Source organism: Sphingomonas sp. IC4-52 (assembly GCF_020707225.1).
Lineage (GTDB): Bacteria > Pseudomonadota > Alphaproteobacteria > Sphingomonadales > Sphingomonadaceae > Sphingomonas.
In genome coordinates this window covers 1,188,602-1,204,036 of record NZ_JAJFEU010000001.1, presented here as the reverse complement: position 1 = coordinate 1,204,036, position 15,435 = coordinate 1,188,602, and the positions used below count along the sequence as shown (strand labels likewise).

Annotated in this window: 12 protein-coding genes; all 12 read left to right on the top strand. The window is 64.6% G+C overall.

Going from position 1 to position 15,435, the window contains the following annotated elements:
* The first annotated feature begins 4 nt into the window (after nt 1-4).
* The 12 genes from LK535_RS05915 (at nt 5) to LK535_RS05860 (ending at nt 15,381) form a co-directional block, all read left to right on the top strand.
* Nucleotides 5-1,555, top strand: a complete 1,551-nt coding sequence (locus LK535_RS05915) for an AMP-binding protein (RefSeq protein WP_227771095.1) — start codon at nt 5-7, stop codon at nt 1,553-1,555.
* Nucleotides 1,552-2,784, top strand: coding sequence for a pyridoxal-dependent decarboxylase, exosortase A system-associated (locus tag LK535_RS05910; protein ID WP_227770910.1), 1,233 nt, complete (start codon nt 1,552-1,554; stop codon nt 2,782-2,784). Before LK535_RS05915 ends, LK535_RS05910 begins: the two co-directional genes overlap by 4 nt.
* A 102-nt stretch (nt 2,785-2,886) precedes the next feature.
* Nucleotides 2,887-3,534, top strand: coding sequence for an XrtA/PEP-CTERM system exopolysaccharide export protein (locus LK535_RS05905; RefSeq protein ID WP_227770909.1), 648 nt, complete (start codon nt 2,887-2,889; stop codon nt 3,532-3,534).
* Between the two features lie 11 nt (nt 3,535-3,545).
* Nucleotides 3,546-5,066, top strand: a complete 1,521-nt coding sequence (locus LK535_RS05900; protein WP_227770908.1) for an XrtA system polysaccharide chain length determinant — start codon at nt 3,546-3,548, stop codon at nt 5,064-5,066.
* The gene (locus LK535_RS05895; RefSeq protein ID WP_227770907.1) at nt 5,063-6,196 is read left to right on the top strand and encodes an AAA family ATPase; all 1,134 of its coding nucleotides are present in this window, start codon (nt 5,063-5,065) and stop codon (nt 6,194-6,196) included. The genes LK535_RS05900 and LK535_RS05895 overlap by 4 nt, the downstream gene beginning before the upstream one ends.
* Nucleotides 6,197-6,205: 9 nt before the next feature.
* Nucleotides 6,206-7,828 carry a hypothetical protein gene (locus tag LK535_RS05890; protein ID WP_227770906.1) on the top strand — a complete coding sequence of 541 codons (1,623 nt, stop codon included), beginning with the start codon at nt 6,206-6,208 and terminating at the stop codon, nt 7,826-7,828.
* 30 nt (nt 7,829-7,858) lie between these two features.
* The gene (locus LK535_RS05885; protein ID WP_227770905.1) at nt 7,859-8,926 is read left to right on the top strand and encodes an ExeA family protein; all 1,068 of its coding nucleotides are present in this window, start codon (nt 7,859-7,861) and stop codon (nt 8,924-8,926) included.
* Nucleotide 8,927: 1 nt separating this feature from the next.
* A complete protein-coding gene (locus LK535_RS05880) occupies nt 8,928-9,803 on the top strand; it encodes an XrtA system polysaccharide deacetylase (protein WP_227770904.1) in 876 nt (291 codons plus the stop codon).
* Nucleotides 9,800-10,819 carry a FemAB family XrtA/PEP-CTERM system-associated protein gene (locus LK535_RS05875; protein WP_227770903.1) on the top strand — a complete coding sequence of 340 codons (1,020 nt, stop codon included), beginning with the start codon at nt 9,800-9,802 and terminating at the stop codon, nt 10,817-10,819. Before LK535_RS05880 ends, LK535_RS05875 begins: the two co-directional genes overlap by 4 nt.
* Complete coding sequence (locus tag LK535_RS05870; RefSeq protein ID WP_227770902.1) at nt 10,788-11,972, top strand: TIGR03087 family PEP-CTERM/XrtA system glycosyltransferase; 1,185 nt, start codon at nt 10,788-10,790, stop codon at nt 11,970-11,972. The genes LK535_RS05875 and LK535_RS05870 overlap by 32 nt, the downstream gene beginning before the upstream one ends.
* Nucleotides 11,969-13,489, top strand: a complete 1,521-nt coding sequence (xrtA, locus tag LK535_RS05865) for an exosortase A (protein ID WP_227770901.1) — start codon at nt 11,969-11,971, stop codon at nt 13,487-13,489. The genes LK535_RS05870 and xrtA overlap by 4 nt, the downstream gene beginning before the upstream one ends.
* Complete coding sequence (locus LK535_RS05860; RefSeq protein ID WP_227770900.1) at nt 13,489-15,381, top strand: XrtA/PEP-CTERM system amidotransferase; 1,893 nt, start codon at nt 13,489-13,491, stop codon at nt 15,379-15,381. The genes xrtA and LK535_RS05860 overlap by 1 nt, the downstream gene beginning before the upstream one ends.
* Nucleotides 15,382-15,435 lie beyond the last annotated feature (54 nt).

The following is a 15,435-nucleotide window of genomic DNA, read 5'->3' as shown; positions in this document are numbered from 1 at the left end:
CTCGATGGTTCCCCTTGATCCGACGCCGCGACAGATAGACCATATACTCATGGGCGATGGCAGTGCGCCTGCGATCGTCGATCGCGCCGGTGTGCTGACGTATGCGCAGGCAGAAGAGCAGGTCGGCAGGCTGGCCGGCTGGCTGGCCGCTCAGAACCTGGCGAAGGGAGATCGTGTCGCCACTTGGCTGCCGAAGACCAGGGAGGCATGTTTGATGCCCCTTGCGGCGGTCCGGGCCGGCCTAATTCACGTCCCCATCAATCCGCTGCTCAAGCGAGCGCAGGTGGCGCATATCCTGGCAGATAGCGGCGCTCGGTTGCTGTTGACGCAGCCTGCCCGCGCTTCGACCCTGGAGGCCGGCGACGTTGCCGCGGTGGCCGTTCACACCGCGCCAGGTGCCGGCGACGAACTGCCCCCTTCGGCCGGCAATCCACGTGCGTTGGCGGCAATCCTGTACACATCGGGTTCTACCGGTCGGCCCAAGGGGGTAATGCTCAGTCACGCCAACCTGTGGCTCGGCGCTAACAGTGTCGCCCACTATTTGCGTCTCGTGCCAGAGGATGTGGTATTAGGCGTGCTGCCGTTCAGTTTCGACTACGGCCAGAACCAGTTGTTTTCCACTTGGGCAGCGGGCGCTGCAGTGGCGCCGCTGGATTATCTGACGCCCCGCGATGTTGTGAAGGCCGTTGAACGTGTCGGCGCGACGACCTTGGCGGGTGTGCCGCCATTGTGGGTTCAGTTGCTGGAGGCGGAATGGCCGGCGGCCGCCGCGAAGCGGTTGCGCAGGCTCACCAACTCCGGCGGCGCACTCACGGCCCGCATGGTGCGCGCGCTGCGCCAGCGCTTTCCAGAAGCAGAATTGTTCCCGATGTACGGCCTGACCGAGGCCTTCCGCTCCACGTTTCTTGATCCTGCGCTGGTCGATACGCATCCTGAGTCGATCGGGCGCGAGATCCCGCATGCCGAGGTGATGATCGTCGGTGCGGACGGCAGCCGCGCTGCGGCGGGGGAGCCTGGTGAACTGGTTCACGCCGGCCCGCTGGTGGCGCAGGGCTATTGGCAGGATCCGGAACGCACCGCCCAGCGGTTTCGACCGGCCCCCGCGTTCTCCCGATATGGTGGCACGGCGGTCTGGTCTGGCGACACCGCCATGATGGATGATGATGGCCTGCTGCGATTCGTCGGCCGCGACGATGAGATGATCAAGTCCGCTGGCAACCGGATCAGTCCCGGAGAGGTGGAGGAGGCAGTGGTCGCCGGCGGGGAGGCTGCGGAGGCGGTCGCGATCGGCGTTCCTGATGCACGCCTGGGTCAGGCCATTGTCGTGATCCTCCGTGGAGATCACACGCGCGAGACGGATCTGCGGGAACGATTGCGGCGCGAGTTGCCGAACTTCATGCAACCGGTGCGGTTCGAATGGCGATCCGAACTGCCGCGCAACGCAAACGGCAAACTCGATCGAGCGATGCTTCGCGCGTCGGTGCAGGACCAGGGCGTGGCGCAGGCGAATGCCGAGTCAGATCGCGACAACGCGGCAGGGGATAGCGGAAAATGAGCAAGCCATTTGGTCCTTTGCCGCCGGAGTTCGCGTCGCAAACGGGTGAATTGACCATCGGCGGCCGGGCTGCGCCCGAGTGGATTGCCGAGCACGGATCACCGCTATTCGTCTATGATCCCTCCATTGTGGCCGCGCGGATCGCCGCCTTCCGAGGCGCCTTTCCCGCCGTCGATCTTCACTACGCCATCAAGGCCAATCCTCATCCTGCCTTGCTGGCGGCCATCGCTCCATTGGTCGATGGGCTCGATGTTGCGTCCGCCGGAGAACTGCAGAAGGCGCTTGCGGTCAAAGCTGCCAAATCGATCAGTTTCGCGGGCCCGGGCAAGCGCGATGGCGAGCTCGAAGCGGCGATCAACGCGGGCGCCACACTTAACGTCGAATCGGAGGGTGAGGCGGATCGGGCGATCGGGATCGGCGAGCGGCTCGGGATAACTCCGCGCCTGGCTGTCAGGGTCAATCCCGATATGGAGCTGAAAGGCTCCGGCATGAAGATGGGGGGGCGGCCGTCACCGTTCGGTATCGATGCCGAGCGCGCCGCCGCGCTGGTGCAGGCTATCGTCCGCCGTGGAGCCGACTGGCGGGGGTTCCATATCTTTGCCGGAAGCCAGGCCTTGGACAGCCGAGCGCTTATCGAGACGCAAGCAGCGACTCTCATGTTGGCGGAGCGGCTGAGCGAGGAGGCAGGGCATCTGCCACCGCTCGTCAATCTCGGCGGCGGCTTCGGTATTCCCTATTTCGCTGGCGATACGCCGGTCGATGTTGGGGCAATCGGTTCGGCGCTTGCGGAAGCGATACATGCCTCATCGCTGACGGCGGCGGGCACGTCCTATGCGATCGAGCTAGGCCGCTGGCTCGTCGGGGAGTGCGGTGTCTATCTGAGCCAGATCGTGGATCGCAAGGAGAGCCGCGGCGAGACCTTCCTGATCGTGGACGGCGGGTTGCATCACCAACTGGCCGCTAGTGGCAATTTCGGGACGGTGGTGCGCCGCAACTATCCGGTTGCCGTTGCTGGCAGGACAGGCGGTTCGGGGTCGGAAGAGGAGGTTTCGGTAGTGGGGTGCTTGTGTACGCCGCTCGACCGACTGGCGGATCGGGTGACCCTCCCTCGAGCGGACGTGGGCGACGTCATCGCGATCTTTTTGGCCGGTGCGTATGGCGCAACCGCCAGCCCCAGTGCCTTTTTGGGACACCCGGCCCCCACCGAGGTCGTCGTACAGCGCTCCTAAACCCTATCTTCACCTCTTACTTTCAAGTGGAAGTTAGCGGAGCCCGGCAGGGGAGGGTGATCTTCCCTGCGCCGGTCGCTTGCGCCCGACGGAGGTTATTCGATGCGCTTTTCGCGAGGGTACAGTTCCTTGCCTGCAGCCCTGCTCGCTACGACGATGCTGGCGGGATGCGCCACCGTCGGTGGTGCACGGCCGGAACTGCCTCCGGCGGCCTTTGTCGCGCAGCGTGAGCAGCCCGGCGACGAATATGTTATCGGGCCGCTGGACTCTCTCCAGATCTTTGTCTGGCGCAACCCTGAACTGTCGGCGAAGGTCCAGGTGCGACCGGATGGTCGTATCACCACGCCGCTCGTCAACGACATGCCAGCCGTGGGCAAGACGCCCGCGATGCTTGCGGACGATATGAAGCTGGCGCTGCGTGAATATATCAAGGATCCGATCGTCAGCGTCATCGTCGACAGCTTTTCGGGCACTTACAGCCAGCAGGTGCGGATCGTTGGCGCCACCGAAAAGCCGGCAGCGCTGCCCTACCGCGCCAACATGACGCTTCTCGACGCCATGATCGCGGTGGGCGGCTTGAATGAATATGCCGCGGGCAACCGCGCTCGCCTGATCCGCTATGATCGGACAACCGGCAAGCAGACCGAGTACCAGCTCAATATCAACCGTCTGCTGAAGAACGGGGATTCCAAGGCAAATGTGCGCTTGGAACCGGGCGATGTGATCATCATCCCCGAGAGCATGTTCTAAAAGGCGGGCCGGTGACTGGGCTTTACGAAGAGGTCAGGATCGCGGTTCATGCCGTGTGGACCAGGCGCTGGCTGGCGCTCGCGGTGGCTTGGGCGATCTGCCTGTTGGGCTGGCTGGCGGTCAGTCAGATCCCCAGCCGCTACGAAAGTCGCGCTCGCGTCTTCGTCCAGATGCGCTCGGTCCTGCCCGCCGGCAGTGAGGCCGGCGCGATGGGCGATCAGCAGCGCGACATCGATACCGTTCGCCAGACGCTAACCTCTTCGGTGAACCTGGAGAAGGTGGTGCGGGGCACCGACCTTGCCAAAACCGCGTCGTCCGACCGCGAGGTCGCCGATCGAGCCGCTGGCCTTCAAAACGCTATCAAGATCACTGCCCAGCAGGACAATCTGTTCGAGATTGTCAGCACCGCGGCAACGCCAAAGCTCGCGTCCAGCATCACGCAAAAATTGATCGATATCTTCGTCGAAACCAATCTTTCCGACGATCGCGCGCAGAGCACCCAGACCCTGCAATTTCTTGACGGCCAGCTCCAGTCGCTCGGCGCCAAGCTGCAGGATGCCGAGGCGAAGCGTGCCGACTTCCAGAACCGCTATCTTGGATCGCTGCCGGGCAGCGGCTCGGTGGCGGATCGCATGGGCGCCGCGCGGGCGCAGATGAGCCAGGTCGACGGAGATCTTGCCGCGGCAAGCTCGAGTCTTGCTGCTCTGCAGGGGCAATTGTCCGGCACCCCGCCGACGATCGCGGGTGCAGCAGCAGGCGGAGCCGGTGTGGGCCCGGCGCGTGCCCGATTGGCTGCGATCCAGGGCCAGTTAGCCGACGCGCGCGGCCGCGGTTACACCGATAATCATCCCGACGTGATCGCGCTTAAGTCGCAGCTGGCACAGGCGCAGGCCGCCGTGCGAAGCGAGCCGGCAGGCGCGGCTGGCGCCGGCGTTCCCAATCCTGCGTATCTTTCGCTCCAATCGATGCTGGCTGATCGCCAGGCGAATGTTGCGGCGCTGCGCATGCGCAAGCAGCAGCTTCAAGCCGATCTCGACACGCTGAGTGCCAAGCTGTCGGAGGATCCCGAAGTGGCGGCGGAGCAGGGAGAGATCGAGCGCAACTACACCGTCCTGAAGGATCAATATGATCGCCTTCTGGCACAGCGCGAGCAGGTCAACCTGCGCAGTCAGGCGCAGTCGCAGACAGATGCCGTCAAGTTCAGCGTGATTGATCCTCCGACGCAGCCTCGTACGCCGGCCGCGCCCAACCGGCCGCTATTGCTTACCGGCATTCTGATCGTCGGCATCCTCGGCGGCATCGGAAGCGCTTTTGCGATGTCCAAGCTGCAAGCGACTTTCCCTACTGCCCAGCGGCTTGAAAAGGCGTCCGGCATGCCAGTGATCGGCTCCATCGGGGAAATGCTGACCCGGCATCAGGCGGAGCTTCGACAACGGCAATTGAAGCTTTTCATCGGTGGAGCGGGCGCGCTCGCCATCGGCTATGTGGCGCTGCTCGGCGTCGAAATGCTTCAGCGGGGTCTAGCAGCATGACGAACGCCGACAAGAAACAGGAAGAGTCGCTGATCGAGCGGGCGGCGCGCGTCTATGACTTCGGCGCCCACCTGCGGCAGCGTCAGGCTCCCGTGCAGCCGGCGTCGTCGATCCCGGCGGAAGGCGTCCCGACCGAGGCACAGGACCAGCCCGGAGTGGATAGTCTGGAGCAACCGGACTCTGTTCCGGCCGACGAACAGACAACTGCTCCACATGACCGCTCTACTCAGGATAATCCCGAGGATGCGAGGCCGCTCGACCTGACCTTCGACCTGCTTTCGGCTGCTCCTCCTGCTCCCGAAGGCGCCGAAACGCTTTCACGGGAAGCCGCGGCGACGCTGATGGCGATCCCGCCGGAGCTTCGCGCTGGGGCTGAACCGGAAGATGACTTCGAAATCCTGCTTGATGGGATCGCCCGCATCGATCGGGCCATGCTGGCCGAAAAGGGCATGCTGGTTCCCGGTGCCCCGATCGGCGCGCTGGCGGAGGAATTCCGGCTGGTTAAGCGTCAGTTGCTTCTTGGCGCTCGCGCCCTCGCCGCAGGGTCGCTGGGGGAGCGGTCCCGCACCCTTCTGGTGGGATCGGCCAAGCCCGGCGAGGGCAAGACATTTTGCGCGATCAATCTCGCGATCAGCCTTGCGGCGGAACGCGATATCGAGGTCCTGCTGGTCGATGGCGATTTCGCCAAGCCCAATATCATGGCGACGCTCGGCCTCGACGACTCGACGGGCCTCCTCGACATTCTTGCTGACCGGACGCTGGATCCGGAAGAGTTCGTGGTCCGCACCGACGTGCCTCAACTGTCCCTTCTTCCCGCCGGCAAGCGCACTCATTCGGATACCGAGCTGCTCGCCAGCGCCCGCACCGGGGAGATTATCGATCAGCTGTTGGCGAGTGACCCGCGTCGCATCATCGTTTTTGATACGCCGCCCGCACTCGCCGCGTCGCCGGCGTCGGTTCTGGCGCTTCTTGTCGGTCAGGTGATGCTGGTGGTGCGTGCAGATCGCACCACCGAAGCCGAAGTCCGCGAAGCAGTGAACATCCTCGATGGATGCGAGCAGATCAGCCTGGTTTTGAATTCGCGCTCCTATGAGCCGGGCGGCGGCCGGTTCGGAAGCTATTACGGTTAGGAAGGTAACGTGCTGAGGCTCCGGGATACAGCACTGGCTCACGGCATCGCCCTGGCGATGGTTCTGGCCGCTAGCGGCGCCCAGGCGCGCGATCGTTATGTGGCGCCCTATATCGAGCTCAGTCAGGTGCTCGATGCCAATCTCAGCAACGACGATGTTCTGACATATTCGCAGATCGCCGTCGGCGTTGATGCCGGCGTGACCGGGCGCCGGGCCGAAGGGCAGGTCAGCTACCGTTACGAGCGGCGCATCCAGTGGGATGACCGGGTGGCGGACGAGAATGTGCACACCGGTCTTGCGCGCGCCTCCGCTTCCGTGGCGCCCGGCTTTTCGCTCGAGGGCGGCGCGGTCGCGACCCGGGCCAGAGCGGACATCCGGGGCGCAGCGCCCGGGAATTTCGTCGGCAATGTCGACAATGTCACTCAGGTCTACTCCGTCTATGCCGGACCGAGCCTTACCACCAGCGCAGGTCCGGTGCAGATCGCAGCCTCGGCCTTCGGCGGCTACACCAAGGTGGAATCACCAGTAGTCACGGGCGTGGGTCCGGGTCAGCCGCGGTTGGACTATTTCGACGATTCCAAGAGCGTCCTTGCCCAGGCGTCCGCTGGCGTGGCCGCGGGAACCGTGCTGCCCGTGGGCGTTACCGTTAGCGGTGCCTATGAGCGTGAAGAGGCCGGCCAACTCGAGCAGAAGTACGAAGGATATTACGCCCGCGGCGACGTGACGCTGCCGGTAAGCCGCACGGTCGCCCTGCGCGCCGGTGCGGGCTACGAGAAGATCAAGGCCACCCAGCGGGACGCCCTGGTTGATGCCGCCGGTAACCCTGTTGTTGACCGGGATGGACGCTTCGTCACGGACCCCGCGTCGCCAGAACGGATCGCCTACAATACGGACGGCTTGATCTATGACGCAGGCGTTATCTGGCGCCCGAGCCCTCGCTTCGAACTCCAGGCGAATGCCGGCTATCGCTATGGCGGGGAGACGTATTTCGGCTCTCTGAACTGGGAGATGGCGCGAAATACGGGTCTTCAGGTCGTCGTTTACGACGGGATCGAGACGTTTGGCCGTCAGCTTCGAGATGGCCTTCGCGACTTGCCCACCGCATTTCAGGGAACGGCCAGTCCCTTTGGACAGCAGTTCAACGGTTGCATCTTCGGCAGCAATGCCGGCGGCAGCGGGGCGGACGCAGGCGGCTGCCTGAACAACGTGTTCCAGTCCATCTCGACGGCCAGCTACCGGGCGCGCGGGATCGATGCCGTGGTATCCGCCACGCAGGGCCGCACGGCTTACGGCGTCGGCGCGGGCTATGCCAATCGCCGGTTGAACACACCGGTTGTCGCCCCAGGCACAGTGGCGATCGCGGTCACCGACGAGAGTTATTACGCCCAGCTTTTCTGGTCGCGTGCGCTAAGCCGGGTTTCCCAGGTCGATGTGAACTTGTTCGCCAATTACTACGACAGCGGCCTGCCCGTGGCGAACGGCGTGTTCAACCTGGGTGCGACCGGCAGCTATTCTCGTCAGTTCGGACGGCTGGGCACCATCGCATCGCTCGGTCTCTACACGTTCGATCAAGAAGGCTTCGATAGCCAGTGGTCGGCGCAGGCGCTGCTTGGCGCCCGTTACACATTCTAACCGGACAGCAATCTGAAGGGGTGGCCCGGCATGTATGAGGAACATTTTGGCCTGACTGAGCGGCCGTTCCAGCTGACGCCCGATCCGCGTTACTGGTTCGACTCCGCGACCCATCGCAAGGCCATGGCATATCTGGGCTATGGCTTGGCCCAAGGTGAAGGCTTCATTGTCATCACCGGCGATATCGGCGCCGGCAAGACGACGCTTGTCGGCCATGTTACGGCACAGATCGATCCCGCCAACCTCAACGTCATCACGATCGTGTCCACCGCGATCGAGGGGGATGATCTGCTCCGGGTGGTCGCGACCGGGCTCAACATCGAGCCGGCTGGACGTTCGAAGGCGGAGCTGCTGACGCTCGTGGAGCGAGGCCTTCATGCCGTCGCACGCACCGGGCGCCGCACGTTGCTGATCGTCGACGAGGCGCAGGCGCTGCCGGTGTCTGCGCTGGAGGAGCTTCGCATGCTCTCCAACTTCCAGGCAGGCGGCCGCGCGATGCTGCAGATCTTCCTGCTGGGTCAGCCGGAGTTTCGCGAACGCCTCAACGGTTCCGACCGGCTCGAGCAACTGCGACAGCGGGTGATTGCCATCCACCATCTCGAACCGATGGCTCCTGACGAAGTGGCGAGCTACGTCAATCACCGGCTGAAGATCGCCGGATGGACCGGCGCGCCCAGCTTCGCGGACAATGTCTTCCCGGTACTGCACCGGGCAAGTGGCGGTGTGCCGCGCCGCTTGAACCAGTTGATGGGACGAGTGCTGCTGCACGCCGCGATCACCGAGGCCAAGGTGATCGACGCTGCGCTGGTGAACACCGTACGCGCGGATGCCGCCAGGGATTTGCCCAGCGCCTCCAGCATCACGCCCGCGGTACGCGCCGTGCCGAACGCACCATCCGCGGCGGCGCGGCCAACGGACGGCCATTCCCAGTTGGCGGCCAATCCCGAGCTGCTGCAGCGGATTGCCCGTCTTGAACAGCGGGTGGAGGAGCAGGACGCCGCGCTTCGCCGGATGCTGACGTTGCTTGTGGACTGGGTCGAAAGCGATGCTCCCGCACCCCGCGGCGGACTGGAAGCGGTGCGCGGCGCGGCAGCGTGAGATGATCGGCCTACCCAGCGGAAAAGCCGCCCACGGTGAGACGATCACCAATGGCATGTCGGTAGATGTGGAAGAATGGTTCCAGGTCGGCGCATTCGAACACACCATCGACAAGGGCGATTGGGAAAGCCTTGAAAGCCGCGTGATATACAACACGAGCGCGGTCCTGGATCTGTTCGCCGAATGCGGCGTGTCGGCGACCTTCTTCACCCTCGGCTGGGTCGGAGCGCGCCATCCTGCGCTGGTCAGGCGGATTGCTGAGGGCGGCCATGAAGTCGCGAGCCACGGTTGGGATCATCAGCGCGTCTTCACCATGAGTTCGGCGCAGTTTCGAGACGATCTCCGCCGGGCTCGTGCGGCTTTGGAGGACGCCGGAGGCGTCAAAGTCACCGGCTATCGAGCCCCAAGCTTCTCCATCGACGCCCGCACGCCTTGGGCACACCCGGTGCTGGCGGAGGAAGGCTATGATTACTCCTCCAGCGTCGCCCCCGTCGCGCATGACCATTACGGCTGGCGGGACAGCCCGCGTTTCGCTTGGCGTCCGCTGCGCGACAGCTCACTGATCGAACTCCCGGTGTCCGTCGCTGAGGTTGGCGGCCGCCGCATGGCGGTGGGCGGTGGTTTCTTCCGGTTGCTTCCCGCCGCGTTGACGGATGTGGCGGTGCGTCAGTCAAACGCTGCTGGTCGCGCGGGCATGTTCTACTTCCACCCCTGGGAAGTTGATACTGGCCAGCCACGCGTTGCGAATGCCCCCCTGCGCTCCCGCCTTCGGCACTACAGCCGCATCGGCGCCATGAAGGGCAAGCTCCGCGGCCTGCTGGGGCGTCATCAATGGGGCAGGGTGGATGAGGTAGCCGCCCGAGAGACGCGCCAGTGAAGCACGCCGCTCCTGATCAGGAGCTGTCGGTTCGCGAGGCGTCGGGGGAAGATGCTCGCATTGATGCCTTTGTCACCGCCCATCCTGACGCCACGCCCTTTCACCTCGCCACCTGGCTCCGTGCGGTTGAGCGTGGCTGCGGTCAGCGGGCGCGCCTTCTTGTTGCGGAGCGTGGCTGCGAGATGGTCGGCTATTTGCCGCTGACGGAGATGCGCTCACCAGTGTTCGGCCAGGCATTGGTGTCTTCCGGCTTTGCCGTTGCTGGCGGCGTGCTGGGCGAGGGCGTTGAACCACTCGCCGCGGCTGCTCGTGCCCTTGGCTTGCCGACGGTCGAACTCCGCGGTGGTGCGCTTCCCGCTGACTGGCTTGTCGACGACGAAACTTACCTTGGCTTCGTCAAGCCATTGGCAGCTGACGATGAGGCAGAACTGAACGCCGTCCCGCGTAAGCAGCGTGCGGAGCTCCGCAAGGCGCTGGCGAACGATCTGGAGGTGGTCACTGGCGGACTGTATCTCGCCGATGAGCACTATCGCGTGTACGCCGAGTCGGTTCGGAACCTTGGAACCCCTGTCTTCCCGCGCGCGCTTTTTCGTGAAGTGCTGAAGAACATGGACGCCGATATCCTGACGGTGCGTCATCATGGACGTGCGGTCGCGAGCGTGCTCAGCCTCTACTTCAATGGCACGGTTTTCCCCTATTGGGGGGGCGGGGTCGAAGCGGCGCGCCGGCTGCGCGCCAATGATCGCATGTACTTCGCTTTGATGGCGCACGCTCGAGCGCGTGGCTGTAACCGTTTCGACTTCGGGCGCTCCAAGGCGGGAACCGGACCTGCGGCGTTCAAGAAGAACTGGGGCTTCGCAGGACAGCCACTCTGCTACGCCAAATGGTCCTCCGGGCCGGCGCGCGACGTAAACCCGCTCAACCCGAAATATGCGCTGATGGTGCGCACCTGGAAGAAGCTGCCGTTGCCGGTGGCCAACCTCCTTGGACCCTGGATCAGCCGAGGGCTGGGCTGAGGTGGAAATCCTGTTCCTGGCGCATCGGGCGCCCTTTCCGCCTGACCGCGGCGATCGCATTCGCAGCTTCAACATCCTCAAGCATCTGTCGGCGCGCGCGCGCGTTCATCTGATCGCCTTCGTGGATGATGATGCCGTCATCACGGACGAACATCGGGCGCTGGTCGATGAATGCGTGCTGGTTCCGCGGACCAAACCGCAACTGCGCGCCGCTGCTGAGGCTCTGGTGAGCGGTCAGCCTGTTTCGCTAACCGCCTTCGCCGATCGACGGGTGAGGGGGGCGGTCAACGACATTCTCTCGCATCGTCGCTTGGACGCTATCTACGCGTTCTCCGGTCAGATGGCACAATATCTTCCGGCGACTGGCCCTAAAGCGATCATGGACTTCGTTGATCTCGATTCAGCGAAGTTTGCCGCTTATGCAGACGATGCGTTGGGACCGATGCGATGGATGATGCGCCGCGAGGCGCGGCTTCTCGCCGCCTTTGAGCGTTCAGTGGCGGCGCGTGTGCACGAATCCTTGTTCGTCAGCGCATCAGAAGCAGCCCTGTTGCCGGGAAGTCGTGCTCTTGAGAACGGCATCGACACGGTCCTTTACGATCCCGCCGTTGCCGCTCCGGTTTCAAGCCCGCGTCCGCTCCTCGTATTCACGGGTCAAATGGATTACCGGCCGAACGTGGATGCTGTGACATGGTTTGCGCGATCGGTCCTGCCGCTTCTTCCCGCCGTGCATTTCGCAATTGTGGGTCGGGCGCCGACACCGGCGGTGCAAGCGCTGGCGGGAGCAGACGTGACCGTCACCGGAGAGGTGACGGATGTCCGTGGCTGGCTTGCCGCGGCGGACGTGGTGGTGGCGCCGCTGCAACTTGCCCGCGGCGTACAGAACAAGGTGCTAGAGGCAATGGCGATGGCTCGCCCGGTGGTTGCCAGCACCGGTGCAGCGGAAGGAATCGACCATGCCGGTACCATCCGCATCGCGTCCGATGCCCGCGAATATGCGAACTGTATCATGGCGCTTTTGCAGGATCCGCCCGGCGCCACAGCGCTTGGCGATGCGGCGAGGCGTCAGGTGATCAAGCGCTACGGATGGGAAGCCCGGCTGGCTTCCCTCGATGACCTTCTTGGGCTTGGGGCGGCGAGCCCGGCCGCGTGAATACCGCACTTCACCCGGGGACAGCCGACGCCATTGTCGGGCGCTGGCGTATGCATGTGGCGGCGCTCGCGCTCGCGTCGCTTTGCGTGTTGCTGCTTTTCCAGCGTGATGTCGCCGATCTTGTACGTTTGTGGTGGACCAGCACCACGTACGGGCACTGTCTCTTTATCCCAGCTGTAGTTGCGTGGCTGATCTGGACGCGAAGGCGAGAGCTTGGGGCGCTGACGCCCGTCGCCTGGTGGCCCGGGCTAGCGATTGTCGCGGCGGGCTGTTCCGGATGGCTGCTCGGCGAAGCCGCTGGCGTTGCGGGCGCCCGGCACTTCGGCGTGGTGATCATGCTGCAGGGCGCCGCCGTGACGGTGCTGGGCCCGCATGTGGGCCGCGCTCTCCTGTTTCCGCTCGCTTATGCCTTTTTCGCCGTTCCGTTCGGGGAATGGCTGGAGCCGCCGCTTCAGCAGATCACCGTGTCGATCGTCATGCCGCTGCTTCACCTGGCGGGTGTCCCCGCGGCAGTTGAGGGCGTGCTGATCCATGCCGGCCCATATTATTTTGAAGTGGCCGAAGCCTGTTCCGGTTCGAAATTCGTCCTCTCGATGCTCGCGTTCGCCGCACTTGTTGCCAACACCTGTTTCCGCTCTTCGCGTAGAAGAGCCACGTTTCTGGCAGTGGCGCTGGTGGTGCCGGTGTTGGCAAACGGCGTGCGGGCGTTTGGTACCATCTGGGCGGCGCAGTTCTTCGGCCTTCAGGCCGCCACCGGCTTTGACCATATCGTCTACGGCTGGGTCTTCTTTGCCTTGGTGATGGCGGCGGTAATGGCAGGCGGTTGGCGATGGTTCGATCGCGCGCCCGACGAAGCTGCCTTTGATCCGGCCGATTTGCCTGCACCTCGGCGACATCGGATCAGCGTGACGTTGGCTGCTGTCCTGATCATTTCAGGGTGCGCGGCGTTTGCGATCTGGGCGGCTGCGATCGGCGGGCGCACACAGCACTTGCCCCCGCAGTTACACCTTCCGGACGTGCCAGGATGGACCCGCGCCCCGCTAAGCAAGGGGGCGCCTTGGGAGCCTTTCTATCCCGGCGCAGACCATCGCCTCATTGGGCGCTATGTCGACGGCAGCGGTCATGCGGTTGATCTCGCCATCGCGGTTTTCGCCCGGCAGGAGGAAGGCAAGGAAGTGATCTCTTACGGTACGGGCGTCCTGCGGGAGAGCGATCGCTGGGTGCGCGTGGCGTTCCTGCCGGATATCGACGGCGGCTCGGCAATGCGGATCACGGCGCCAGGTCCGGTGGAGCGCGTGGTCGCCACCTGGTACCGGGTAGCGGGAAGGGTGACCAACAGCCCCGTGGTGGTCAAGCTAGCGACGCTGCAGGCGCGGTTGATCGGCGGCGAGCCGGCGGCCGTCGCGCTTCATCTTTCTGCCGAGGAGGGCAAGGAGCATGACGCCGCGAGCGTGATCGCGCGGTTCCGCACCGCTCTTGGCTCAATCGACCATGTGTCTGCCGAGGTGATGCGCTGATGTGCGGACTGGCAGGGCTATTTTATCCCGAGACACCAAAGCCCGTCGATCCCGCCCGCATCCGCGCGATGACCGATGCGATGGCGGTCCGCGGCCCGGATGGCGAGGGTGTGTGGACTGCGCCCGGCGTCGGTCTGGGCCACCGGCGGCTGTCCATCATCGACGTGGAGGGCTCACCGCAGCCGATGCATGGTGGGGAGGGTGCGCTTTCCGTGCTCTTCAACGGTTGCATCTACAATTACCGTGAGTTGCGGGCGGAGCTCGGCGCCAAAGGCTGGGTATTTCAAACCAGCGGCGACACCGAAGTGCTGCTTGCCGCCTGGGCAGCCTGGGGTCCGCGAATGCTGGACCGGCTGAACGGCATGTTCGCCTTCGTCATCCATGATGCCCGCACGCAGCAGTTGTTCATGGCGCGGGACCGCTTGGGGGTGAAGCCGCTCCATTATGCCCGGCTCGCCGATGGTGCGCTTGCCTTTTCATCGGAACTCAAGGGCTTGCTTGCCCATCCGCTGTTGCGCCGCGTGCCTGACCTCCGAGCGATCCAGGATTATCTCGCTTTCGGTTACGTGCCCGACGACGCCTGCGTGGTGGCGGGCGTGAGCAAGCTGCCGGCCGGCCATTATCTCCTGGTGCAGCGTGGCAAGCCAGTGCCGGCGCCGGTGCAATGGTGGGACGTGTCCTTTGCCGATCGCGCGACCGGCTCGGCGAAGGCGCTCGAAGAAGAGCTGATCGCGCATATGCGCGAGGGGGTGCGATCGCGTCTGGTGGCCGACGTGCCCCTCGGCGCTTTCCTGTCGGGGGGCGTGGATAGCTCAGCCGTCGTTGCGCTGATGGCGGAAGCGAGCCCGCAGGCTGTCCGCACCTGCACCATCGGATTTGCGGAATCCGGGCATGATGAAAGAGCCTATGCCGCCGCAATAGCGGAACGGTTCCGCACCGATCACGATACGCGCGTCGTCAGTTCGGAGAATTTCGGCCTCATCGATCGCGTGGTTGCCGCATTCGACGAGCCCTTTGCGGACGCCTCGGCGCTCGCCACCTATCAGGTATGCGCGCTCGCTCGCGAAAGCGTGACGGTGGCGCTTTCGGGTGACGGCGCCGACGAGATCATGGCCGGCTATCGCCGCTATCGGTTCCAGGCGGCCGAGGAACGGGTGCGAGCCTTATTGCCGCAGCAGTTTCGTAGCGGCGTGTTCGGCACGCTGGGCCGCCTCTACCCCAAAGCGGATTGGGCGCCCCGGCCGCTGCGCGCGAAGACGACACTGCTGGCGCTCGCTGACGACGGTGCGGAGGCCTATGCCCGATCGGTCGGTGTCACCACGCCCGCCATGCGCGCACTTCTGTTCAACGATGCCGCGCGCCGCGCAATGAGCGGTTATCGCGCCGAGGACCGTTATGTCGAAGCCATGCGCGCGGCGCCCGCACGCGACCCGCTGGACCGCGCCCAATATGCCGACATGAAGATCTGGCTGCCCGGAGACATATTGGCGAAGACCGACCGGACCAGCATGGCGGTGAGCCTGGAAGCGCGCGAGCCGTTGCTCGACCATCGGCTCGTCTCGTTCGCGGCGCGCCTTCCATCATCGATGCGGCTGCGCCACGGCCAGGGCAAATGGCTGATGAAGAAGGCCATGGAGCGGTATCTTCCCGAGGACATCCTCTATCGCCCGAAGATGGGCTTCGTCACGCCGGTAAGCGAGTGGTTCCGCGGAGCACTGGCGGGCGAAGCGGCCGCACTTTCACGATCCCGCACTCTTTCCGACACCGGCTGGTTCGACATGGAGGCGCTGCGTAGGATAGCCGAGGCGCATCGATCCGGGCGGGAGGAACATGGTCGCACGCTGTGGCAGTTCGTGATGCTGGAGCGCAGCCTGAAACGACTGTTCGGATGATCGCGCAGCGACCACGGAGTAGGCCAGGCTGGCGATCCAGCGCGTTACCGACAG

What these genes read in the sequence shown, in the direction of transcription:
- LK535_RS05860 (WP_227770900.1), top strand. Translation starts at nt 13,489, where the DNA reads ATGTGCGGACTGGCAGGGCTATTTTATCCCGAGACACCAAAGCCCGTC.
- LK535_RS05880 (WP_227770904.1), top strand. Translation starts at nt 8,928, where the DNA reads ATGATCGGCCTACCCAGCGGAAAAGCCGCCCACGGTGAGACGATCACC.
- LK535_RS05885 (WP_227770905.1), top strand. Translation starts at nt 7,859, where the DNA reads ATGTATGAGGAACATTTTGGCCTGACTGAGCGGCCGTTCCAGCTGACG.
- LK535_RS05910 (WP_227770910.1), top strand. Translation starts at nt 1,552, where the DNA reads ATGAGCAAGCCATTTGGTCCTTTGCCGCCGGAGTTCGCGTCGCAAACG.
- LK535_RS05905 (WP_227770909.1), top strand. Translation starts at nt 2,887, where the DNA reads ATGCGCTTTTCGCGAGGGTACAGTTCCTTGCCTGCAGCCCTGCTCGCT.
- LK535_RS05915 (WP_227771095.1), top strand. Translation starts at nt 5, where the DNA reads ATGGTTCCCCTTGATCCGACGCCGCGACAGATAGACCATATACTCATG.
- LK535_RS05895 (WP_227770907.1), top strand. Translation starts at nt 5,063, where the DNA reads ATGACGAACGCCGACAAGAAACAGGAAGAGTCGCTGATCGAGCGGGCG.